Consider the following 22,917-nt stretch of genomic DNA (forward strand, 5'->3'; position numbering starts at 1 on the left):
TATTTTATCGACTGTTTTCGATTATTTTGAAATTTTTTTTAATAAAAGTGCGTTGCGTGTCAAATTTAATTTCATCTTTAATAAATCTCCGTTTTCTGGATAAATAAAAAAATCGGAATAGAATGACGGCTTTAATGCCGAACATCCTATCCCGATGATTTTTACCTAAGTTCACCTGACCCAAAAGGCCGCAGCGGCATTTACCGCAGTAACAGTTTTGGTAACGCTAGAATCCTCCGATGCTCCACTATTCAATATTCAATGCAACAATTGTTGATGTTTACACAAAATATTTTAAGCTCTCGAAAAAAAGCACTCCCTCCAAAGAGGAAAGTACTTTTCAAATACATACCATCTATGAACTTTATTTCATTTTGGCTACATGAAATTTATTGTTAATCACTACCGCAACTTCTTCATCCGGACTTACATCTTTTATGCTGTATACCCAACCATAGTTTAAATGCGTTCGTTTCTCGTCTTCTTCCTTTGGAACTACTTCAACTTTTTTAAGCTCTTTTTTGCTTAGTATCTCATTATTTTCATTAATCGTGATCGTTTCCGTAACCTTTCCAATCGGTTCATCCAAATCTTCTTTCGTAACTTCCGCTTCTTGAATCACATAGGTTTTACCCTCATAGCTGATTTCCTTAAAATTTTCCATATTCAACTTATATTTCGGCAACTTTTTATCAATCTCCATATTCTCGGAGGCGGTTTGTTTCAAATCTTTTAATAGGGAACAGCCTCCCAAAAGAATTACCCCGGCAACAGCCATAAGCAGGATGGAATTTTTCACTTTTCTTTCCTCCTTCTTCCCCTGTATTTTTTCCTTTATTCATAGAACTTGCCCCCTTCCCAACGATTAAACCAAACTAAACCTAGTAATGTTACGAGAATAAAACATATACTTGCGGGTATGATCCCTTTCATCAACTCTTGAAAATACAAGTCCGACAACTCCATTCCGAATGCATGTTTGACCTTAAGCATCAATAACATGGGAACTTGCGAAAGGCGAACGGTCCAAGCCCACGGAATATATTGCCAAATATTATCACCCACAACCGTTGCCCCTATAATTGCTGAAACAAGGAATCCTCCGCCACCGATCGCAATAGACGCACCCATCCCGAATGCAAAACTGATCAGCAAATGCAAGGAAAAAAGAATAAGTGATCCGACCAAGGACAAAAGCGCTCCTTGCAAAAATAAATCGTAATGCACATTTTCTATGTTCAAAATATATCTCATCCCTAACAACATAAGGAAAGTTGCCAAGAATATATCCGCAATGGCGGCAAAAATAAGCAAAGAAAGTTTCCCAAAGTAAAATTTCGCTCTTGAAACAGGACCAGTCAACACATTCATGAAACTTCCCGATTTTTCTTCTTGATAGGCGATCAAACCGGTAAGCAAAGAAATAATAATCGGTAACGAGACACTCAATACCTCAAAAAATCCTCCATATATTTTCACTTGCCAAAAAGATGGATCATTGTATCTGGAAAAATACCATAACATAAAAATTGGATAAATAATCGGCGTCACAAACACGATCAGCCTAATGGTTGTACGCCTTGTCTTTAGCCATTCGGATGACAAAACATTCAAAAAAGACAATTCAGTTCACCTCTTTTCTCGAAAACCAAAACGCGGTAACAAGAGATAATAAAACAAAAATAACAATGGAGGCAAGAATGCCTACTGGAATAACGGAAGGATCCAACAAAGGATTCCCCTCTTTCAACGGTACTCCGTTCGGATGAACACCGACGATCGGAGACATCAATCTCATTCCCCAACTCCAAGGAATAAACATCCAGTATGATTCTGGAGCCATGACTACGCCCAATACAATCCCTATCAAACTGACAATTATGGAAATAACGGTTCCGAATCGTTCAGCAAAAAACAACCCGATTGGGATGTATGCCAACGATGTGATCCATATGGTAAGACTGGCCATTACAACGACAGCAGCTGATGAAATGCTGTTGGGTAAAAATAATTTTAACAGGATCAACAAAATGATCAGTTCAATGGATGAAAGCAATGTATAATAGGCAATCACAATGATTTTACTGAACCACATTCGCGGAATGCTGATATCGTGACAACGTAAAGCTCTGTAATTTCCTGACTTTTTTTCTCGCATGGCGGCCAGTGACGCGATCAATGCCGTCCCCAAAGGAAGAAATATTAACGGCCACCAATTAAATACCGTGTATTCGAAATAATTATATTTGGAATGGATCGTAGGCATGGTAATAATGGCGTATAGTACAAAGAAAAACGGTGCAATATATACAAGCTTTTTCGCAAAAGTCCGCTTATATTTTAAACGTTCAGATTGTATCATATTCAGCATGATTTACAGCCTCCCTCATAATCCGCTGACTACATCAATAAAGAATTTTTCCAGATCTTGATCTTCCTCTATTTCTCCTTGATATTTAAGTTTTCCGTTTTGGATGATGCCAATGTGATCGGCCAATTGTTTTACTTCCGGCAAAATATGACTTGATAAAATGACCGTCATTCCTTGTTTCGGGAAAGATCTGATAAGTTTTCGTAATTCTTGAATACCAAGCGGGTCCAGTCCATTGGTTGGTTCATCGAGAATCAGAAGCTTCGGATCATTTAAAAGTGCTTTGGCAATCCCTAATCGTTGCTTCATCCCGAAGGAAAACTGCGAGGCTTTCTTTTTCCCTGTATTTTCCAAATCCACGATTTTCAGCACTTCTTTAATTCTTGAATCCGGAAGATTTAATAATTTTGCATGAACCAGCAAATTTTCATAAGCCGTTAAATTGCCGTAAAGGGCCGGTGACTCAATAAGCGCGCCGATCTCCTTAAGATCTTTTCTGCTCCACGGATGCCCATTAAAGAGAATTTCGCCTTTTGTCGGCCGCAAAAGACCCGTTAACATTTTTAAAATGGTTGATTTCCCGGCTCCGTTCGGTCCAAGCAATCCGTAAATCGTGTTTTCCTTGACCCTGATTGATACATTGTCAACGGCAAGCTGTTTGCCGAAAGCTTTGGTTAATTGTTTCGTTTCCAAAAAATACTCTGACATTTTTATTCTCCTTTCAACGTTAAAAAAATTAAATTTTAACGACTCGGCGGCTTGATAAGTTATCCCGGAAAACGCCCTGTTTCCTTGATCAGCATCATCTTTGATCAATGTTGCCGACCCGATATTTTTACAGTCATATTTAAAAAAGCTCAGATCTGTCTTAAAAGCCATATGTTCTGTTCCTTTGTATTAAGGGGAATCCGGAAAATTACTGCAATTTTACCATTTACGGATTCACCCAATTTTTTTCGATACTTCCATCAATCATTTCCAACTTCATACTACCTTTTCAATATAAAGTTTTTATAATTATTTTGACTTAAGTTTGATACCACCCTACTACAAAACAAGAACTTAATTGTGAAATAAGGTTCGCCAAGAGACGCTCTATAACTTGGGGAGGTTGGAAATTTTATTGGAAAGCGGCTCTCTTGATACGCTGATTGAAGGGCTGGCCAAATTTTCAGAGCGCTATTTTGAGCGAATCCATAACCAAACTAAAACTTCTGTTACAGTCAAATGGACAAAGGAATTCGGTCCGGTCTATCTGTTCCGTAAAATTTGGGACAAGCTCGGTTTAGGTCGTCTTCTGAAGAAGTTGATGGATGACGCGGAAATAGCTTCACAATATGATGAAGCTATTTTGGCCATGGTATTAAATCGCCTGATGGATCCGGGAAGTCAATATCGGATTTTCAAGCGGTGAGTTAACACCATTTACGCAGAAGGGCTTTCCGAAATCCAGCTTCAACACTACTATCGTGCCTTGGACTTCTTGGAAGAAAGAAAAGAAATGCAGTTATATGGGAATTTAACGGATTTGATTTCTCTTGAGACGTGGATATCGTGTTTTATGATACGACAAGCACCTGCTTCGAAGGGGAAGAGGCTGATGAAGAGATTGCCAAACGAGGTTTCTCCAAAGACCACCGTTCCGATCGGAAATAAGTGTTGATTGAACTCCTCATGACCAAACAAGGCATTCCGATTGGTCGCCAAGTCTTCTCTGGCAATATGCACGATACAAAAACGTTCGGGAAGTTATTGAGGATATGAAAAAGCGTTACCCGATCGACAAAGTGCTTCTCGTTGGCGACCGTGGAATGGTGAGTGAGGAAAACTGGTGTGGGTTTTACCTTACCTGCGTTCGCTATTATAAAAAACTTTCTGAGCAATTTGTTCAAAGCTTAAAAGTTCCCGACACATAAAAGGCCCGGAGCATTACAAAATCCAGACCTTTTTTCTTTACGAATATATTATTTTGGCTACCTATATTTTTTCATCACTTTTTTGAAGGTATAAAAATAGGGGAATCTCCCATCCGAAAACGAATGATGAGACGCCTCTTCTTGTGAAATGCGAAAATTTTTTAAAATCCTTATATGTCGAAACCTTTCTTTTAAAAGATGATACAGTTCCACTCGATTTACAACAAATAATTGGATAGCTCCTTGATATAAAACTCAACGGTTGCCCCACCGTTTTCATTATTGTACGCCTGAATCTGTCCGTCATAATTATTGACAATTTTTTTCGAAATATAAAGGCCTAACCCGACATGGTTTTTATATTGCTCATCTTGGTAAAATGCCTTGAATAACCGAGACGTATCTTTTTCCTTGAATCCGGTCCCCGTATCCGAACATTTAAAATAAATTTTGCTTGAATGACCGTCGGATTCATCATGTACTTCAAGTTTAATTTCCCCGCTAGTTGTAAATCTCAGACTGTTATACAAAATATTATCCAAAACCCTCATTAACATGGCTTCATCAAGAAAATAATATCGTTTGCTTAAGTGGACATCAAAATGAATATGAACGTTTTTTTTATAATGAGCCATGGTTGATATTTCTTGTTTTTTCTCATGAAGCATTTTACCCAAATCAACTCTTTTAATATTCAACAAAAAGTCGACGTTTTCCACTTTATAAAGAAGCGACAAATTGTCCGTAAGCATGCTCATTTTGCTGCAATTTTTCCGAATAATATCTAAATGCGGGGTAATATCAAATTTTTCTATGTCTTTCAAATCGTTAATTAAATCCATTTGCCCTTGAATAACAGTTAACGGCGTTCGTATGTCGTGGGCAATCGACGACACCATGATTTTTCGTTCATCATCGATCTTGGATATACTTTCAATCATCTCTTTCAAAGCGTCGATCATCGTATTAAACGAATCTTGGATCCTCATAAACTCTTTTCTTTTCAATCCCGAGATCTTAAAATCAAAATCTCCGTTGGAAATTTTATCCGCAGCCTGAAGCAACACTTTAATATTATTAAACAAGGATTTATACAGCTTGGACGTATAAAAAATTAAATAAATCACAAAAAATATTAACGGAGAAATCAACAACACAACATAAATCAACACGATTCCGAGGCGATCCTGATTATTAATGATAAACCCGAAAGGAGCTTTCAGCACATACACCGCTTGAATGGCATTATCATGTTTAATGGGGATAAATCTGTAAACATAGCTTCCTTTTACAATCTCACGATTAATTACTTCACCGACTTTCACTTTATATCCCGCAACATCCTGATCGCCGTAAAGATGATTGCCATTGATATCCAATACTTCCCCTTCAATTTTTTCACTGTACTGATCTAGATTAATTAGCTCCCCGTTTAAAATGTCCGGAGCGCTTTCTTCAATCTTTTTTTCAATAACATCCAAATATTTCACAAAATAATCCGTCGGTTTAATCATATTATTTTCGGTAAACATAAAGATAAAATAGATTAAACATAAATAAGTAACTGCCGAAGACAAAATCGTTGATAAAAAGACCTTTACAACCAATAAATAAAAATCTCTTTTTATTGTTTTATCCTTTTTCATTTGTAACATCCCATTTATAGCCTAATCCGTATAATGTTTTAATATAGGAGTTTTCCTTATCCAAAGACCGGATTTTCTTCCGAATGTTTTTAATGCTTTCAGTCACCGTTTCTAATTGACTTTCCGAATCCAATCCCCATACCCGTTCAAAAATTCTTTCCTTAGAAAAGACCATATTTTTATTCAACATTAACAATTTAATAATCTCATATTCTTTTTTTGTTAAATGCAATTGAACCCCTTTACAAAAGACTTCATTGGCCAAAAGATCGATGGTAATATTTTTAGAACTTAACAAATGCCTGTCATTCGAACGGATCCGCTCTTCCCGTCTTAAATGGGAATCAATTCTTGCTTTCAACTCTTTTAAACTGAAAGGTTTGGTCATGTAGTCGTCCCCGCCGATGGATAGAGCTTGAACTTTGTCTTCCTCCAACGTTTTTGCGCTGACAAAAATAATCGGACAATTCACTTTGTCACGGATAATCCCACACAATTCCATTCCATCAAGGCCTTCCATCATAATGTCCAAGATAATCAAATCAAAATCATTGTTAATGATTTGCAATGCTTCGGTGCCGTTATGTACATATTCCACCGTGTAATTATAAAGTTCCAAATATTGCTTGATTGTAAGACAAATATCTTCATTATCATCTACAACTAAAATTTTCTTCAAATGCATGCTTCCAGATCCCACCTTATCGTGCATTGAAATTTGAACAACTTTTTCAAGTAATTCCGTATTCATGCAGATAGGGTACCCTCTTAAAACATCAGAGAATACCCTGCCTTTTTCTTTTATCCATATTTTATAAAAACGCGCTGTCCCAAGGCGTTTTTTTACCGTTTTGGATCGCTAACAACGTCAACAAAATTCCTGCCATTGCACCAAACAATTAATAAAGCAGGTATGCCGTGAGAGAGCCCATTGTTAATGAAACCGGACAGCCAATTTTTTGAGGTGTACGAATATTTAGAAAATATTGTATCCTAAAGAAAATTATATCAAATTTTTTTGCCATCCAAGCTTAAATCGTACAAGAAACGTATCGGATTGGGGGCTGTTCGTGTATTCAGTATATTATTGATCGTAATGAGCAATTTTTATTGAGCGTTTTGCTTTTCGCATAAAAAAGATCGTTTTCGATGCCGATCAAAATATCATTTAAACTTAACCGATGCTCTTCATCTCTGTTGCTGGTAAATAAAGGAAGTTGATGCCGGATCTGAAAACTTCTTTTCGATATTTAAGTTAAATAGAAAATCTAATATTTTTCTAATGTTTTTGTTCTTTATTTTTATATTTTTGTATATTTGTATTAAGAAAATATTAATTGCTAGACCCTTGCAAAAAATATGTCATATCGGAAATCGTCTAAAACTGGATTATTTACAGAACTTTTGTCGTTTCTGAAAATAAAAAAGGACATTCTTACCTTGGGAAGGACGTGAAAAAACATGGATGATCGCAAAGAAGATTGTCCTTTTTGCGGAGCCAATCTACAGGGAAACCCAATTCCGAAAGAACTGCAGCACCACTACGGTAATGCCACCCACTTTAGCAGAAAAATCGGCATATCCAATCTGGAAGCAGACCGGGTGATTAAATGGCAATGTCCAGATTGTAAGGGAGAATGAGAGCGGGAATGAGGAAGGAGAAGTACGTACAGCTTCTCCTTTTTATCTTTTAAAAATAAAAAAGAAGGCTCTATGTCAATTGTTGGGGTACACTGATCGAAGTGCCCCTTTTTTTGTAGTTGACTAGATGAGTGAACATAAAGCTTTATTTCTTAGTCTCTTAAAATTCCGAATGCCATATGACATTCGTTTCATGATATTCCTTTAGGGTGGATAGATTCCTGTTAGGAATGATATCGTAAACCCTTCGGTTTACAGGATCGCCAATGATACATTGGTACTTGCCCGTTTCAGAAGTCCCTTTCAATTCATCAATGGCCAGAACTTTCGGGAGGGCCTTATTGTCATAGGAATAGTACTTGTCAAAGAGCCGAATGACAGTGGAATGCCCAAGTCCTGTTTCCTTGGCAACCTGCTTAAAGTTATACTCCCTCACTTTAACCAAAAGTGCTTAAAGGAGCCTTTTCGTGTGGCGCTGGTAACGTTCTAGAAAAGAATAGAGTTCGTAGAACCGTTTTCCACAGGACTTACATTTGTATCGGCGCTTTCTCAAGATGAGAAAACAATATTTTTCAAAGACCTTTACATCCCGAATCTTTTGAATCCAATCATCATGGACAGAGGAAGTTTCCTTCTGACAGCAGGGGCATTTTTGAACTTTTACAGGCGTTTGAATATGGATTTCAAAGTGAGTGATTTGATCCTCTACATGAGTGATTTCAACATCTTCTAACCCAAGCAGTTTTGTGATCAAATGAGAATGCATTTACGAAATCTCCTTTTTGATGTAGTCGCCAACTATCATTTTAAAGGGAGATCTTCGTAAGTGCTTTTATTTTTGCCTGAAAAGTCTCTTAACCCCAACATTTAGTATAGAACCCTTTTATTTTGCCTGAAAAGTCTCTTAACCCCAACATTTAGTATAGAACCAAAAAGAAAAGCCCTGCAGAGATTTCTCTCTACAGAGCCTTTTGTCAACTTTGGTCGTAACAAGCACGTATCCCATTAGTCAACGATTGTTACTTTAAATGCTACAGGGGCTGGCAAGATATCATTTACAGCTTGAGTATCTACATCAGAAACAACAACTGTAAACGAACCAGTAGTCTTACCAGATGCCAATGAAACAGTAGTATCTAACCCACTACCGTTAATGTCTACATCAGAATCATTAGTAATAGTAAAATTAATGTCATTTATTGAATCTGAATTAGACAATTTACCTTGAGTAGTTGTATCCCAATCTATTACTTTAGAAGATTGGTCTAGTACAGATAATTTTGGTGCTATAGTATATTTACCTGTAGTAGCATCATAGTGTCCATAGAACAAATCTTTAAGAATTAATGGTGAATCGGACTTGCCATCGATTTTATCATTGTCAATTATAACATTCACTGTATCGATAGCGGCTTTTGTTGCTACAGGATCGGTATTTTGATAAGAAATAGTTTTTGTACCAATCTTAGTATTATTAACTTTCACATCAACATTTAAAGTACCAGAACCAGCAAATTTTTTATATGCATCTTCGTCTGTAACAGTTACCGTTTGATCAACTACGCCAATGTATTTTGAAACTTCAGGTTTCTTGTCGTATCCTTGAATTTCAAGGGTAACATTATTTGCTGGTTTGATTTTATTGCCTTGTGCATCTACTTCGTATACAGAGAAGTGTACTGTATTGTCATTTTTTTCAGGAGGATTGTCTTTGTCTAAGTCAATGGCATTACTATCTGTTTCAATGACATAACCAGCAAAGGCACCAGCATCTTTTCCAGTTACAGTAAAGGTTTTTGTGAAGACAACGTTACCTTTAGTGTCTTTAAACTCAACTGTAACTGTAGCAGTTCCTTTTCCTGCTTTAGTTACTGTTACCGGAATAGTGGAAGATGGTGAGTCGGAAGATGGTGAGTCACCAACAGCACCTACTGCAACCGTTGCAACGTTTGTATTGCTAGATTTTGCAGTTAAAGTTCCAACAGTAGTATCTCCAACTTTAACATTTCCATCGCTATCTACTGTTGCATTAAAATCTTTTCCATACTGATCAGCTAGTTTGACATTAACTGTATCTTGAGCTGAGTTATTATCCGCTGTATTGAAGTAAACATTTGATTTATCTAAAGTTGCATTGGCAATTTTAGAGTCTGCATTAACGGTGAAACTTACCGTAGTAACGAAATCACCGATTGTTAACTTAACTTGAGCAGTTCCAGTAGAATAAGCATGAACTACTAACTCGTCACCCTCTTTAGAGACAGTAGCCACTGCCGGAGTTAAGTTTTCAATTTTTGTTACATCTTTTGCAGATAATACTTGCTCAGTACCATTATTGTTTACAAGCAGCTTCAAGTTTGGAGTATCAGATTTTTTCATTTCAGTAGTTAATTTTCCGTCTTTTACCGCTTTTTTATAAGCAGTTACTGTATCCACATCATCGCTAGGTTGAACTAATCCAAAACCAACAAGAGATGATACAGCAGATGGAGCCAATGTAACTTTAATTGCGTCGCTTTCTTTAACTACTTGATCACCAGATTTAACTTTGACTTGTACATAAGCAGTTTCATTTGAAGTAACAGGAGAAACTTTTCCTTCCTTATCAGCAATATTTTGAGAAGTAGAAGAAATTTCCACAGTATATTTATCAGTTACATCAACACCGTTGGCATTGGTTACTTTTACAAAGTCAGCGATTTTATCGCCACCAACAAATTTAGTCTTTGTCAATTGAATGTTGCTAACTTCTCCGACTTCATAAGTGAATTCTGCTGATGAATCTTCTTTTAATTCAGCACCAGAAACGGATTTTACGCCATTAGCTGTTACTTTATAAGTAGTTTTATCATCTAAGGATTGGTTAAATGTTAATGTAACTTCCTTTTTATTATTTTCATTAACTTCTGCTTTTACAACTGCTAACCCGTTATCTACAGTGAAGTTAGTAGCATCAGCTTGTCCAACTTCATTAGAGAAAGTAACAACAGCTTGTGTAGAGTTAATAGCTTTTACACTTACAACCTTAGGAGCTGCTGCTTTTACAACCACATTAACAGAAGCTTTCAGATCAGTACCGTCAACTGTACCTTCAACTTTGTAAGTACCTGGTTTAGAAGTATCCAGTTTAGAAGTATCCCATTTTACAGATGCTTCTTTTTCGGATTTATCAGTGTAAACAACGGTTACTTTTTCTGGAAGTTTAACATCTTCTAATTTTGTTCCTTCGTCTACTGTGATGTCGTCAATAGCTTTGATGCTATCAACTTTTTTATAGTTCATTGCTTTATAAAGCAATTTTGCGAAGTCACCACGAGTGATCTTTTGAGTTGTTCCGTATGTAGTATCGGAAGTACCACCAGTGATTCCAGCACCGTAAAGAGCTTCAATGTAAGGTTTGAAGTCAGCTGTTAAATCTTTGAAAGGTGTTTCTTTCGCTTCATCTTTCAAAGTAGGATAAGCGTTAACTAAGATTTTTGCCATTTGACCGCGTGTAAGTGGAGAATTCGGATCGAATTTATCTTTAGAAACCCCACTGATGATTCCTTTAGCCACAAGTGCGTTTACAGCACCTTTAATCTTGCTGTTCACATCTTTGAACCGGCATCGGGAGCATTTTTCGTGTCAAGCTCTAACGCTTTAGCGATGATAACAGCTGCATCGCCGCGTTTTAAAGGTTTGTACGTACCGAATTCAGTTTTGCTGACTCCCTTGACGATGTTTTTGCTATACAACGCACCTACTGCTTCTGCATAGTTTTTGTTTACATCGCCAAACGGCAGATTTTCAGCAGCAAATGCCGGCGTTACAGCCGTTGCTACCAATGTTGCTGTTGCAGCCGTAGCCACAAATTTGCGATAAGACTTTGGTTGGTAAGCCATTCACTATTTCCTCCCCGTTTTGTAATAGTACATATGAAAACGACTGAAAAAAACACAATCGTTTTTACCAAATCCATCTAAACCTTCCATAAGCCAATTGTTCCATAAAAATGAACAATATGGGCAAATTGGCAGATTTAAACTCTTCTTTTATTCTATCAAACCAAGTCTTTTTTTCAAGTGTTTTTTATGAACTCGATGATTTTTTTGTGATTTTTTACTTATTTGTAAATAGTTCTTAATATCACTCTTAAACACTATCGTATAGACTATTGGATAGATAGAATTGTCATGTCATTACTAAATTATAGTCTTTTTTGGTTGAAAAAGAAAGTTTTTTTGGTTAATTATGTCACCCGAGGAGATGTATAGCACTATTGGTGTGTTCCCTTACTAAGTATTCTTTATAAACGAACCAATCTCTCTATCTATCTCACTCCCTCATTTTCGTTCCATTTTATACTAGTCCTTATGTATCCATTGAATGTGTTTATGGCAAATGATACAATGAAGGGCAGTGTGGGAAGGGTGGAGAAGGCGGTTTTTCGTCATTCTCTCTTTTATTTTTTTCTACTTATTCCTCTTTACAGATGATGAATAATAGACAGGACATCTCATTCTCCACAACAAAAAAGGTTCGAGAAAATCAAGCCTTGCATGAAGGAGGAAATGAGAAGGAGGAAACCAATTGAAAGTAGTTATTTCCGGCTTTTACGGCCTTGGCAATACCGGGGACGAAGCGATATTGGAAGCGATTCTCGATAACTTGCGCAACGAGATTGACGAGGTGGATATCACCGTTTTTTCCTTTTCCCCGGAGAAAACGGCAAAACGCCACAATGTCCGGTCCGTGTACCGCGGGTGGCGCCGTGAAAATAAACAAAAAGTACAAGCTTTAAAGAAGGCGGATTTATTGATTTCCGGAGGCGGCGGTCTCCTTCAGGACACGTATCCGACGAAATTTTTGTTCGGACCGCTTCCTTATTATTTATTGATCGTGTTTTTAGCCAAGTTGTGCGGAGCAAAAGTCATGTTTTTCTCCCAGGGCATTGGTCCCGTCAATACGACATGGGGAAAAATTCTCATGAAAGTCTTTGCCAATATGGCCGATTTCATCACAGTAAGAGATCCATTTTCAAAGGAGCTTCTCCACAAACTCGGTGTTAATAGGCCGGAATCAGTGGTAACGGCAGATATCGTCTTTGCCTTTCACCAAAAGGAGGACAGCGCCTGTTTGGACAGCTTGCCGTTAAAAGGCGGGGAGCGATTGGTCGCGGTCAGTGTCCGCCCTTGGTTCGGAGATACGTCTTATTACGGGCATATCGCCCAAGCGCTGGATAGCCTGATCGAATCCGAAGGCGTCACTCCTGTCTTCGTCCCGATGGAAGGGCATTATGATGTCCGAGCCTCTGAAAAAGTCCGGCAGCAGATGAAACATCGTGATCAAAGCCTTCTGCTTGGACCCGACTTTACCCCTAATCAGTATTTGAATTTTATCTCAGCTTGCGAAATGACGATCGGACTGCGTCTGCATTGCTTGATTTTTTCCTGTTTGGCAGGTGTTCCCCATATCGGGATCAGCTATGACAAAAAGGTCGAAAGTTTACTGAAGCGTTCCGGGATGTGGGACTATTCCTTCACACTTGAAAACTTGGATCCGGAAAAACTGGCGGATAATGCCCGGGAAGTATTGCAACGCCAGGAAGAACTGAAAGAGATGATCCGTGAGAATGCCGCAGAAATGCGCAGCGAAGCGATGAAAAATATCGATTTGCTGAAGGAACGTTTTGGCCAGTAGCAGTCTCTTTTTCAAGACCGTATCGGACAGAAAAAAGTCCTGCGGGATCACCGTCCCTGATGTCCGGTTGGTCCAACAAGCGATCATTGTGGATGAGAAAAATCGCCACTGACTGAAGTTTTAGTTTACCAGTCCACTCCGAAACGTGCAGATGCAAGCTCTTCTGCACGTTTCCTTACTTAAGAGGTGTCATTCATGTCATTGAAAAAAACAGCCATTTGGCTGACGATCTTGGCTGTGGTGGTGAAGCTGTCCGGTTTTGTCCGGGAGAGCATCATCGCCCACCAGTTTGGGGTCAGCCAATATACAGACGGGTATTTGCTTGCGTTTTCGTTTATTACGTTGGCGCTCGCCATGATTTCGGGCGGATTCAATAATGTGTTCCTTCCTATGTACGTCCAGCAGCTGAAAGAACAGCCAAAGCAGGCGGAACGAAACGCGAACGGAGTGATGAACTGGACGGTGCTCATTTTCCTTGTGGTCACCGTGACCGGCTATTTCTTCGTTCCCGACTTTGTCCCTTGGATTTACGGGGACATGAAGCCGCAAACGAAGGAAACGGCGATTGCCGTTACCCAATTTTTCTTCCTGTTTATGAGCTTTATTGCGCTGAGCGGAATATTGGATTCCTATTTGCAGGGCCGAAGGGTGTTCGTTCCGTCACAAATCGCCAAACTGCTGCAAACGATCATGGGCGTCGCCTTTGCCTTTTTGTTTTCAGAAAAATGGGGAATTAACAGTCTTGCCTACGGGTTTATTTTCGGAACCATTTTAGGAACGATTCTTCAGCTGGCCTATTTGTTCCGGACAGGGTACCGCTGGAGTCCGGTTTGGAAAGTCGAACGCGAATTTCGCAAGACTTTTCTTGTGTTGCTCGTCCCCTCTTTATTGAACTCGGTTGTGGGGCAAATTAACGTGTTCGTCAATAAGGCGTTTGCGTCTGACATTAAGGGAGCCGTCACCTATTTAAACGACGCTTCGCTCATTACCTCCATCCCCCAAACCGTCTATGCGACATCGATTGCGGTGATTATTTTTACGCTGTTATCTGAACAGCTGGATAATCAAAAAAAATTCCAAGACACGTTTTTCTTAGGAATGCAGCTGTCGCTTTTAACTTTAATGCCCATCACTGCATGGCTGATCGTGGCAGGACGGGAAACGATTGCGTTTATTTTTGAACGCGGCAAATTTACGGCCGCGGACACGTATCAAACCTATCTGGCGCTCGTGTACTATTTGCCAACCATCGTGACGCAAGGTCTGCAATATATTGTATCGAAGTCAATGTACGCTCGGGGAAAAACTGCGATCGTATTCCGAATCAGCGTGACGACTATCGCATTAAATGCGATTTTAAACTGGCTGTTTATCAAGCCATTCGGCTATCCGGGCTTAGCATTGACCAATTCGATTGTGTCCGTTTATTACTTGGTTGCTACCGCCGCTTTCATGTACAAAGATTTTGAACCCGGCGAAAAGCGGAGGCTCTTTGTCCTGTTCGGAAAAGTATTGCTGCCAACAGTCGTCATGATCGTGCCGCTGTACTTGTTCAAGCTCTATGTACCGATCGATCATCTCTACTCGCTTTGGCAGCTGGCCATCCTTGGCATACTTGGAGCCGTTCTTTACATAGTCGGGCTGTATGTATTCTACCGAGAAGGCTATCACCAGCTCGTGGGCATCGTGAAAAGAAAAATGCGGTCGTAGTTGGCGAAAATCAGCATCGAACTGTTTGTTTAGTAGAACTTCCGCCCTAAGAAAGAAGGCTGTCCCCATCCGTTCATCGGCTTTGAGGACAGCCTTTTTCTGCTTTTATAGATTCTATTCTTCAGCACCATAGCTTTCGATCATATTGGCGATATGAGTATAAGCGCCGCCGGCCGCTACAGCAGCCGCAACAAGGATGGCTTCGGAAAGCTGTTCTTTCGTTGCGCCTGCTTTTTCAGCATTTTTGGAATGCACATCGATGCAATAAGGGCACTCCGTAATATGAGCAACCGCTACAGCAATCAATTCTTTCAATTTGGCAGACAGTTTGCCCGCTTGTGAACTACCCTCCACTTATCAACCTTACGGTTTGATTGAAGTGGGGGCTTCTCGGGTAATCCCGTCTAATGACAGAAAATTGACCGAGCTAACCCTCTCGTTCCGAAAGTTATTATTCTTTATGCTAATAAGCGTAATCCCTCATTTTTGATATTGATTGCTGAATTGTGATCGCGATCTAATACAAAGCCGCAAGAACATTTATATACACGTTCAGATAATGGCATTTCTTTTTCCTTGCCGCAACATGAACACTTCTTAGTGGAGGGAAACCACTTATCAATTTTCACAAGTTGTTTCCCCTGTTCTTTTAGCTTATACGCTAAGAAAGTAGTGAACATCCCCCAGCCGTTATCATGAACGCTTTTTCCAAAGTTGAGGGCTTGAGACATGCCTTTCATGTCTAAGTCCTCAATAATCACAGCGTCATAGTTTGTTGCTAATTCTTTTGACTTATGATGAAGAAAGTTTCTGCGCTGATTCGCTGTCTTTTCATGTAGCTTAGCCACTTTCAGGTGTTGTTTTTCCCATCTTGCAGAACCTTTCTTTCTTCGAGAAAGAATTCGTTGTGCTTTTGCTAATTTATCTAAGGCTTGCCGATAGTAACGTGGGTAATTGGCTTTCTTACCCTGTTCACTCTCGACATATAGACCATCCATAGCAAAATCCAAACCAACAACTTTCTGTATTTTAACTGGACGAATATCTTTCTCATATTCTGTCAAAATTGAAATGTAGTATTTGCCTGTCTTTGTTTTAGAAATAGTGCAAGATTTGATTTTATAATCAGCAGGTATCTCTCTATGCTGTTTCATTTTTATTGGCTTTTTGATTTTTGGCAGTTTGATATGACCATTTTCTAGCTTAATATTTCCGTTGACCATATTAGTTGTATAGGATTGTTTTGCTTTACGATTTTTGAACTTTGGAAAATCCGCATTTCCTTCAAAGAAATTCTTATAAGCAGTCTGTAAGTTCATTTGTGCATTTGCCAAAGCTAAAGAATCCACTTCTTTTAGGAATGGAAATTCACTTTTATATTTTGCAGGGGTCGGAAACTTTTGCTTTTTAAGCAATTCTTTATCATCCTTGAACTTTTCATACGTTTCTTTGCGTTCAGCTAACATCTTATTGTAGACAAAGCGAACACAACCAAATGTCTTAGCTAATAATGCGGATTGTTCTTTGTTTGGTAACAAACGAAACTTGAAAGCTTTGTTTTGCTTGGCCATATCAATTCACCTCACTTTGTGCGGAAAAATTTCGTATATATTGATTATATCGTAAAAAATCCGTACAATCAATATGAGGTGATAATCATGAGAGAAGAGAAAGAACGTGTAGAAATTCGTATGCCTAAGACGATATTAGAAAAATTGGAGCAATATCAAAAAGAAAATGGGATTCCAACTAGAACAGCCGCAATCTTAGAATTGTTGAGAAAGGGATTGGAAAAATAACTTTGGCTAAAGCCAACCGAAATTCATCTCCCACCTACTCATTGGTGCTATTCGCACCTTCACATTCCTAGAGGATGGGAGACTTCTTTCGGAAAGACGTTAAATTGATCAAATGCTTGCGCCTGTTCCGGCGTCCATTCATTTAATTTGGCAAGATGACGCAATGTTCCTTTTTCATAAAGCGACATCCTTAATCCCCCCTTGTTTTCCATTACTAGCCTTTATTATAGTCGACATATTCTAAAAAGAATATGAATATGCCTGTAGATCTCATTTCTCTCCGCTACCCGAAGCGTAAATTTATTGCAGAGCCGCTGACTCCAAGCTTTCCGTCCGCACTCACTAAAAGCGCACAAAAAAGCTGACCCTTCAATGTCGGGTCAGCTTCAAGATGAGGCATTATTTACCGGCAATCGGCAAAATATCGACGTAAGCGCCGGAAACATAGACGCCGTCTTTATATTGATCGGCAAATTTTAATACATCGGAATAGATTTTATACCAAGAGCCGGATGTTCCGATAATTGTCACCGGCATTCCCAGTTTATTGTATTCAAATAACAGCGTGCTGGAAGAAACTTTCGGTTGGGATCGGACATTTAATCCATCATTTGGATCATAGCCATCCGTCAAACCGATTGAATATCTACCGAAATCCTTGCCGCCGAGCATTTTATCGATGCTATACATATGGCGGGCCAGTTTTTCGCCCCAGAACATATCGGAAGCATATTTGACATTAAAGCCCGTTCCCTTGTTGCCCGGAACAGCACCGTTTGCTCGAAAATCTCCGAAAGAAAGATAGCTGTCATTGAATTTTTTCGCCAATGCATCCACACTGGCTGCCGGCGATGGAAAAGGATTGGCCTGATTCGGATTGCTGTCGACGGCACCATAGCCGAATAAATTATTTTTTTGTTGGGCTATGTCGCTTAATCCATACTGACTTTCATTAAATGCCAATCCTAGAATTAACAACGCATTAATATGTTTCTCGGATTCTACTTTTTTCAAATGGCTGCCGAGGCCGATCAGCTTGCTTCTTTTCGTTGCATCTTTATAGATGGCATTTTGAGGGGTTGGATTTTGTTGATACAGTTTTTCCAGATCCGCCAATTTGTTCATAATCGCTTGATCCAGCTGTGCAGCGGTATAGCTTGTCGGAGTTCTGGCTGATAAAAATTGAAAATATTGGCAGGCTGTTCCGACTTTTCGATGATTGGCATCATAAAACGTATAGCCGTCCCAGCTGTAATAAGGCTGCCCTTCCTTTAAAAAGCTAGGCGCTTTTCCGACTGTATAAGATGTGTAGTAGCTGCTATTCCCTGTGTCGACGTACAAATAATGGACCAGCTCTCCGTTTTTGGCTTGATAGTAGTTTTGCCCCGGCGCAGCGCCGTCCGGCTCCAAAAGAACGTCTTGCGGGGAGGCGTATAACTGCTTGCCGCCCACTTCTACTTTTACATAGTTCTCTGTAGATGTTAGATATTTCATTTCAGTAGAATATAAAGGATCTGTAGTCACATAAGTATATTGAGTTTTTAAAGATGCATCGGAGTATAAATAAATTAATTTCTGCAACGTGGATCTGTCAGGTACAACAATCCCGCTTTTCATATACACGACTCGGCCGTTATAGGTGACAGCGTCCAATTGACCGGCATTCATGGCGTCTTTCGCTTCGTCAAAAGTCTTGTACGACTTTCCGGTCGGCTTGACTTCATGATTGGAGACGACAGCCGTTTCATAAGGATTTTTGACAGGAGCCGGCTCATTTCCTCCCGGACCGGATTCATTATAATTTTCTACATAGGAAAGCATCCGGCTGATAAAAGCTGCCGCTTCCGCTCTTGTAGCTTCTTTATCAGGTTGAAATACCCATTTGCCATTTATTTGATAGCCGTGGATTATATTGGCTTGAGCTATTTCGGCAATCGCTGTTTTGAATTCATCCTGCAAATTGGAAATGTCCGTGAATTTCGTGCTTCCCGTTTCTAAAGGGACATTCAAATATTGAATGGCTCTTTTAATCATGACCGCCATTTCTTTCCGCGTAATGGTATCGTCCGGATGAAAGGTTCCGTCTGTTCTGCCTTTGATAATGTTCACTTTGGCAGCCGCGTTAATGCCCGGCGCCAATGCCGAATTAGGAGATACGTCTTTAAAGACATTGGACGTATTGGTCATATCGAGCTTTAACGCACTCGAAATAAACTTGGCAAATTCTCCTCTTGTCACCTTTTTACCCGGCTTGTAGCTGCCGTTTCCATAACCGGAAATGATCCCTCTGGCAATTAAATCTCTCATTTCCTTTTCCAGCGTAATCCCCGAAATGTCATCGCTCGCCGCTCTGGACGGCTGAGGCGGGACCGCAGCCGAAAAAACAAGGAGAAACATCATCATAAGCAGCATGCGTCTTCGCATTTTCATCTAGTTTCCTCCTACACTAGTAATCTTTTTATATGTAAAACTGTGCGAAATATAATTCATCACAGCTGGTGCCTTTATATAGAAGCTTTTCCATGATTTCAGATTCGCCCGAAATCTGCTTTCACGCAGCAAGCAGGTCAAGATCGAAAGCGATCCTGTCCGTACGTTTCCCTCTCATCAAAGAGGACGAACTTCCCGACCGACGACCCCTCACCGATAAATGGGTAAAAAGAAATCGAAACCATTCTTTATGGCCTCGATTGTTGTCTATTTCTTTATTTGGCATTGTAAATCGCCGCTGCAAAATCTGCTCTGGTCGTTTCGTCGCCGGCGCGGTATTTGCTTGTTTGATAGACCGTTGTTTTGTCAATATTGTGGATGGTGTTAATTTCGGCAAAAGCCCAATAGCTGGATGGAACATCCTGATAAGCAGGTTTGGATGATGACACGGATGCCACATTCTTTTTAAAGGCTTTTGTCACAATCACAGCCATCTGCGCTCTTGTCATCGGATCATAAGGTCTGAAAGTACCGTCGCTGTAACCGTTAATAATGCCGGCCTTTTCAATGGCGGCAATATCTTTTGCAAACGGATTAGAAGAAGATACATCTTTAAAACTTGCGGATGACGGCGCCGCTAAATGAAACGCTCGATTGATGATAGCAGCTGCTTGTCCGCGTGTAACTTCATCGTCTGGATGGTAAAGTCCATTGGAATATCCTTTGATAATCCCTTCACTGTTCAATTCTTTAATGGCAACCAACGCCGGATGGGTATCGCCAAGATCTTTGAAAAGGGTTCCTACCGGCTGAGACAGCACCCGCTTGGCCCCCGCATATTTGCTGCTCCAATAAGAATTGCTGAGAGAGTCTATTTCCACGCCGGATGATGCCGCGTTAATGAACTTGTTATCGCCGACATAGATTCCGACATGGGAAATGCCTGATTGATATGTATTTTTGAAAAACACTAAGTCTCCCGGCAGCAAAGAAGATTTAGATACGCTTTTTCCGGTCGAAAATTGGCCTCCCGATGTACGTGGAAGCGAAATGCCAAAATGTTTATATACATACGATGTATATCCTGAGCAATCGAAGCCGTTAGGAGTCGTTCCCCCGTAGACATATCGTACTCCTAAAAAATTTTTTGCATAATCTACTACTTGATATCCTGTAAAAGAAGCGGCAAATGCTTGCTTAAACGGAAATGCAAGCAATAAAACAAAAGCAAAAAAGACTATTTTGATCAGTTTCCCTCCTGTTTTCATGGTCACTCCTCATTATTCTTATTTTTCCAAATAATAGTCTATCAGAATAATAAAACAGTTTTTTTGCTGCAATATTACATTTATGTAACAAATTTAGCCATTTTCCAGCATGATTTCTGTTAAATTAGCAAAAATCATCAAAGTCTCTCTTTTTTTGCAAACAAAAAGCCCGCCCTCTTCGAAAACACTCGAAAAGAGGCGGGCTTTCCAGCCTTCTATTTATGAAAAGTATGGATTATCGGAAAAGCGGGTTTTCCGCTTTGGCCAAAAAGACGGAAAACTCAGCTCTGGAAATCGGTTTATACGGTGCAAAAGTATGGTTAGAATAGCCGCTGGTAATGCCGGCATCCGCCAGAGCATTGATCTCTTTGTAACCTGTCATGCCTGTTGTAACATCTTGAAAATGATTGGTTCCGTTATCCGTCAGACGATAGGCATGGCTGATCAAAACCGCCATTTCGGCCCTTGTTACAGGTTCCGTTGGATGAAAAGTGCCGTTGCGGTAGCCTTTAATGATTCCTTGCTCTAAAGCACTCTGAATATATCCTGAAGCATAATAATCTTTCGGAACGTCTTTAAAAGCCGTATTTCTTTTCGTTCCGTCCAATCCAAGCGCCCGGCCGACAAGCGCCACTGCCTCGCCTCTTGAAATGTTCTTCGTCGGCCATAGATATTGGCCGCTGTGATCGCCCTTTAAAATGGAGCGATGATAGAGATAAAGCATTTTTTCACTGAACCAGTCGTAGGCAGAGACATCTTCGATCTGCGGTTTGCTCATCGTCACTTTCACTTGTGTCTGGTACTCGCGGCCTTGGGAGTCCGTCAATGTAAAGAAATAATAATAAGTTCCGGCCGGCACATAATCATCCCAAATGCTGCCGGTTATTTGTTTTGTAATGTCGCCCTCCATTCCTCCTCTTCTTTTCACGTAGACTTTTTGAATGGAATCGGGCTTATCGATCTGGAACTCCACGAGGCCGTTGTCGGCCTTTACTGCCTTGACGGCCATATCGGATGACAGCGTAGGTTGGAACGTTTTAATTTGCACCAATCCGTAGCCGTAAAGCGAATCCTTTCCGGCTGTCCCCAAATCTTTGGCGTTTTGATCGAGTATTTTGCGGATTTCCGCTGCCGATTTGTCTTTATACTGCTGTTTCAGCTCCGCCAGCACCCCTGTGACAAATGGGGTAGCCATCGATGTTCCTGACAAGGCCGTATAACCGTCCTTTTTGCCGTCGGTTGTATCCAGATTGATCGGAAAGGTGCTGAACACATACTGTCCGGGAGCGACAATTTCAAGCTCCGGCCCCGTCGCCGAGAAAGGCAAACGCTGCAAGCGGCTATCGACGCTGCCGACTGCAATGACACTGCTGTATTTGGCGGGATATAGAATGGTATTTTTCGATCCGACCGAATCCCCGTCATTTCCGGCTGCCGCCGTAATCAGAATACCGGCGTTATACGCTTTATCCAAAGCACTCTTTAACACCGGGTCGTCGGATACGGTCGTCACGCTTAAATTGATAATGTCCATATGATGCTGAATGGCCCAATCCACCCCTGCCGTAATCGAACTGGTCGACCCTTCTCCAAATTCGTCAAAAGCTTTGACCGCGTAAAGATCCGCATCCGGTGCGACTCCAACAATACCGACGCCGTTGTCTAAAGCACCGATGATTCCCGCTACATGGGTTCCGTGGCCGTTGTCGTCGTTATATCCTTTGCCGCAATCGGAGCGGATGACGCATGTTCCCCCTTTCACCTTCAAATCAGGATGGTTCGTCGCTATACCCGTATCAATCACAGCCACTTTCACCCCTTTTCCCGTAAAAGGAGATCGATATTGGCTGTCCTCGTAAATTTTTTTATAGCCCCACGTTTCTATTTGGCTCTGAACCTTATATGTCTTATTGGCTTGAACTTTGGCGATCTCCGGTTCATTGCGCAATTTGTCGACTTGGCTCTTATCCAGTTCGGCTAAAACAGTAGGAATGGTCTCATACTTTTTCTGTGCATGAATATCGTATTTTTTCAAAATTCCATCATCTATATGGTGGCGAAATAGAATCATATATTCATCCGATTCCGCACCATAAGCTTTGAAAGGCAAAATGACCAGCAAAAATAAGAAAAAAAATAGCCATTTCGTGTTTTTCATCCAGCAGCCTACCCTTTCTCTTAAACTTTTTCTTTATTATACTGGAATGTTTCCAGCTGTTAAATGAATATTTTTTCCCCCATTCGCCGATATGTTCTTGTTTCAGCCAAAAATCAACAGCCACGGTTTGCCCTGTCATCGGTTTTGTCCTATGTTCATTAGTCTATCAGTTCATGAAAAAGAAGAACATATGAAAAAAGTATATATGAAAAAATTCCCTTTTCGCTAAAAAATTTCAATAAAATCCTTAAATTTGCTAGTCGAGTTTGGTAATCTGATAGAAAGGGCTCATTCCAAAA

At 40.1% G+C, this 22,917-nt stretch carries 19 protein-coding genes and 2 pseudogenes; 5 read left to right on the top strand and 16 right to left on the bottom strand.

Annotated features, from left to right (window positions below):
* Nucleotides 1-364: 364 nt before the first annotated feature.
* From BSM4216_RS14755 to BSM4216_RS14770, 4 genes are read right to left on the bottom strand one after another with little or no spacing between them, the layout of a single operon-like run.
* The gene (locus BSM4216_RS14755) at nucleotides 365-799 is read right to left on the bottom strand and encodes a NisI/SpaI family lantibiotic immunity lipoprotein (protein WP_048624201.1); all 435 of its coding nucleotides are present in this window, start codon (nucleotides 797-799) and stop codon (nucleotides 365-367) included.
* Between the two features lie 35 nt (nucleotides 800-834).
* Nucleotides 835-1,623: a lantibiotic immunity ABC transporter MutG family permease subunit gene (locus BSM4216_RS14760; protein ID WP_048624202.1), complete on the bottom strand. Its 789-nt coding sequence runs from the start codon at nucleotides 1,621-1,623 to the stop codon at nucleotides 835-837.
* A 1-nt stretch (nucleotide 1,624) separates the two neighbouring features.
* Nucleotides 1,625-2,371, bottom strand: a complete 747-nt coding sequence (locus tag BSM4216_RS14765; protein ID WP_048624203.1) for a lantibiotic immunity ABC transporter MutE/EpiE family permease subunit — start codon at nucleotides 2,369-2,371, stop codon at nucleotides 1,625-1,627.
* Nucleotides 2,372-2,386: 15 nt separating this feature from the next.
* Nucleotides 2,387-3,079: a lantibiotic protection ABC transporter ATP-binding protein gene (locus BSM4216_RS14770; protein WP_048624556.1), complete on the bottom strand. Its 693-nt coding sequence runs from the start codon at nucleotides 3,077-3,079 to the stop codon at nucleotides 2,387-2,389.
* A 364-nt stretch (nucleotides 3,080-3,443) separates the two neighbouring features.
* Between BSM4216_RS14770 and BSM4216_RS17390 the strand changes: the two are divergent.
* Nucleotides 3,444-4,200, top strand: a pseudogene (locus tag BSM4216_RS17390) (IS1634 family transposase); the annotation flags it as partial.
* A 305-nt stretch (nucleotides 4,201-4,505) separates the two neighbouring features.
* Here BSM4216_RS17390 and BSM4216_RS14780 read toward each other — a convergent pair.
* Both BSM4216_RS14780 and BSM4216_RS14785 read right to left on the bottom strand, forming a co-directional pair.
* The gene (locus tag BSM4216_RS14780) at nucleotides 4,506-5,933 is read right to left on the bottom strand and encodes a HAMP domain-containing sensor histidine kinase (RefSeq protein WP_048624205.1); all 1,428 of its coding nucleotides are present in this window, start codon (nucleotides 5,931-5,933) and stop codon (nucleotides 4,506-4,508) included.
* The gene (locus BSM4216_RS14785; RefSeq protein ID WP_048624557.1) at nucleotides 5,920-6,618 is read right to left on the bottom strand and encodes a response regulator transcription factor; all 699 of its coding nucleotides are present in this window, start codon (nucleotides 6,616-6,618) and stop codon (nucleotides 5,920-5,922) included. The genes BSM4216_RS14780 and BSM4216_RS14785 overlap by 14 nt, the downstream gene beginning before the upstream one ends.
* Nucleotides 6,619-7,394: 776 nt before the next feature.
* On the opposite strand from BSM4216_RS14785, the gene BSM4216_RS14790 reads away from it, so the two are divergent.
* Nucleotides 7,395-7,574 carry a hypothetical protein gene (locus BSM4216_RS14790; RefSeq protein WP_048624206.1) on the top strand — a complete coding sequence of 60 codons (180 nt, stop codon included), beginning with the start codon at nucleotides 7,395-7,397 and terminating at the stop codon, nucleotides 7,572-7,574.
* Between the two features lie 160 nt (nucleotides 7,575-7,734).
* On the opposite strand, the gene BSM4216_RS16810 is transcribed toward BSM4216_RS14790, so the two are convergent.
* The 4 genes from BSM4216_RS16810 to BSM4216_RS15930 form a co-directional block, all read right to left on the bottom strand.
* Nucleotides 7,735-8,010 (bottom strand): hypothetical protein, encoded by a 276-nt coding sequence (locus BSM4216_RS16810; protein WP_156179271.1) that lies wholly within the window; start codon nucleotides 8,008-8,010, stop codon nucleotides 7,735-7,737.
* Between the two features lie 15 nt (nucleotides 8,011-8,025).
* The gene (locus BSM4216_RS14795) at nucleotides 8,026-8,340 is read right to left on the bottom strand and encodes a transposase family protein (RefSeq protein ID WP_048624207.1); all 315 of its coding nucleotides are present in this window, start codon (nucleotides 8,338-8,340) and stop codon (nucleotides 8,026-8,028) included.
* A gap of 239 nt (nucleotides 8,341-8,579) precedes the next feature.
* Nucleotides 8,580-11,165, bottom strand: a complete 2,586-nt coding sequence (locus BSM4216_RS15925; RefSeq protein WP_053083260.1) for an S-layer homology domain-containing protein — start codon at nucleotides 11,163-11,165, stop codon at nucleotides 8,580-8,582.
* Nucleotides 11,162-11,455, bottom strand: a complete 294-nt coding sequence (locus tag BSM4216_RS15930) for an S-layer homology domain-containing protein (protein WP_053083262.1) — start codon at nucleotides 11,453-11,455, stop codon at nucleotides 11,162-11,164. Before BSM4216_RS15930 ends, BSM4216_RS15925 begins: the two co-directional genes overlap by 4 nt.
* A gap of 688 nt (nucleotides 11,456-12,143) precedes the next feature.
* Between BSM4216_RS15930 and csaB the strand changes: the two genes are divergently transcribed.
* Nucleotides 12,144-13,253, top strand: a complete 1,110-nt coding sequence (csaB, locus tag BSM4216_RS14805; protein ID WP_048624208.1) for a polysaccharide pyruvyl transferase CsaB — start codon at nucleotides 12,144-12,146, stop codon at nucleotides 13,251-13,253.
* A gap of 195 nt (nucleotides 13,254-13,448) precedes the next feature.
* The gene (gene murJ / locus BSM4216_RS14810; protein ID WP_048624209.1) at nucleotides 13,449-14,963 is read left to right on the top strand and encodes a murein biosynthesis integral membrane protein MurJ; all 1,515 of its coding nucleotides are present in this window, start codon (nucleotides 13,449-13,451) and stop codon (nucleotides 14,961-14,963) included.
* Between the two features lie 114 nt (nucleotides 14,964-15,077).
* On the opposite strand, the pseudogene BSM4216_RS15935 reads toward murJ, so the two are convergent.
* Both BSM4216_RS15935 and BSM4216_RS14820 read right to left on the bottom strand, forming a co-directional pair.
* Nucleotides 15,078-15,302: pseudogene (locus BSM4216_RS15935) on the bottom strand (carboxymuconolactone decarboxylase family protein); the annotation flags it as partial.
* A gap of 119 nt (nucleotides 15,303-15,421) precedes the next feature.
* Nucleotides 15,422-16,534, bottom strand: a complete 1,113-nt coding sequence (locus BSM4216_RS14820) for an RNA-guided endonuclease TnpB family protein (RefSeq protein ID WP_003353982.1) — start codon at nucleotides 16,532-16,534, stop codon at nucleotides 15,422-15,424.
* An 87-nt stretch (nucleotides 16,535-16,621) separates the two neighbouring features.
* Between BSM4216_RS14820 and BSM4216_RS16550 the strand changes: the two genes are divergently transcribed.
* Entirely contained in the window at nucleotides 16,622-16,762 is a 141-nt protein-coding gene (locus BSM4216_RS16550) for a ribbon-helix-helix domain-containing protein (RefSeq protein ID WP_003352379.1), read from the top strand.
* Nucleotides 16,763-16,821: 59 nt separating this feature from the next.
* Here the strand turns inward: BSM4216_RS16550 and BSM4216_RS17270 are convergent, their stop codons facing one another.
* From BSM4216_RS17270 to BSM4216_RS14835, 4 genes are all read right to left on the bottom strand, one after another.
* Nucleotides 16,822-16,950 carry a hypothetical protein gene (locus BSM4216_RS17270; protein WP_255287973.1) on the bottom strand — a complete coding sequence of 43 codons (129 nt, stop codon included), beginning with the start codon at nucleotides 16,948-16,950 and terminating at the stop codon, nucleotides 16,822-16,824.
* Nucleotides 16,951-17,161: 211 nt separating this feature from the next.
* A complete protein-coding gene (locus tag BSM4216_RS14825; RefSeq protein WP_048624210.1) occupies nucleotides 17,162-19,192 on the bottom strand; it encodes an S-layer homology domain-containing protein in 2,031 nt (676 codons plus the stop codon).
* A 275-nt stretch (nucleotides 19,193-19,467) separates the two neighbouring features.
* Nucleotides 19,468-20,460: a C40 family peptidase gene (locus BSM4216_RS14830; RefSeq protein ID WP_048624211.1), complete on the bottom strand. Its 993-nt coding sequence runs from the start codon at nucleotides 20,458-20,460 to the stop codon at nucleotides 19,468-19,470.
* 235 nt (nucleotides 20,461-20,695) lie between these two features.
* Entirely contained in the window at nucleotides 20,696-22,618 is a 1,923-nt protein-coding gene (locus tag BSM4216_RS14835; RefSeq protein WP_048624212.1) for a S8 family peptidase, read from the bottom strand.
* Nucleotides 22,619-22,917: the final 299 nt, after the last annotated feature.

It is taken from the genome of Bacillus smithii (assembly GCF_001050115.1).
In the GTDB taxonomy this organism is placed as follows: domain Bacteria; phylum Bacillota; class Bacilli; order Bacillales; family DSM-4216; genus Bacillus_O; species Bacillus_O smithii.

Excerpts from the sequence above, each read along its gene's own strand:
- BSM4216_RS14820 (WP_003353982.1), bottom strand. The coding sequence starts at position 16,534 with ATGGCCAAGCAAAACAAAGCTTTCAAGTTTCGTTTGTTACCAAACAAA.
- BSM4216_RS14780 (WP_048624205.1), bottom strand. The coding sequence starts at position 5,933 with ATGAAAAAGGATAAAACAATAAAAAGAGATTTTTATTTATTGGTTGTA.
- BSM4216_RS17270 (WP_255287973.1), bottom strand. The coding sequence starts at position 16,950 with ATGTCGCTTTATGAAAAAGGAACATTGCGTCATCTTGCCAAATTAAAT.
- BSM4216_RS15930 (WP_053083262.1), bottom strand. The coding sequence starts at position 11,455 with ATGGCTTACCAACCAAAGTCTTATCGCAAATTTGTGGCTACGGCTGCA.
- BSM4216_RS14830 (WP_048624211.1), bottom strand. The coding sequence starts at position 20,460 with ATGAAAACAGGAGGGAAACTGATCAAAATAGTCTTTTTTGCTTTTGTT.
- BSM4216_RS16550 (WP_003352379.1), top strand. The coding sequence starts at position 16,622 with ATGAGAGAAGAGAAAGAACGTGTAGAAATTCGTATGCCTAAGACGATA.
- BSM4216_RS14765 (WP_048624203.1), bottom strand. The coding sequence starts at position 2,371 with ATGCTGAATATGATACAATCTGAACGTTTAAAATATAAGCGGACTTTT.
- BSM4216_RS14770 (WP_048624556.1), bottom strand. The coding sequence starts at position 3,079 with ATGTCAGAGTATTTTTTGGAAACGAAACAATTAACCAAAGCTTTCGGC.
- BSM4216_RS14790 (WP_048624206.1), top strand. The coding sequence starts at position 7,395 with ATGGATGATCGCAAAGAAGATTGTCCTTTTTGCGGAGCCAATCTACAG.
- BSM4216_RS14835 (WP_048624212.1), bottom strand. The coding sequence starts at position 22,618 with ATGAAAAACACGAAATGGCTATTTTTTTTCTTATTTTTGCTGGTCATT.
- BSM4216_RS14785 (WP_048624557.1), bottom strand. The coding sequence starts at position 6,618 with ATGCATTTGAAGAAAATTTTAGTTGTAGATGATAATGAAGATATTTGT.
- BSM4216_RS14825 (WP_048624210.1), bottom strand. The coding sequence starts at position 19,192 with ATGAAAATGCGAAGACGCATGCTGCTTATGATGATGTTTCTCCTTGTT.
- murJ (WP_048624209.1), top strand. The coding sequence starts at position 13,449 with ATGTCATTGAAAAAAACAGCCATTTGGCTGACGATCTTGGCTGTGGTG.
- BSM4216_RS14795 (WP_048624207.1), bottom strand. The coding sequence starts at position 8,340 with ATGCATTCTCATTTGATCACAAAACTGCTTGGGTTAGAAGATGTTGAA.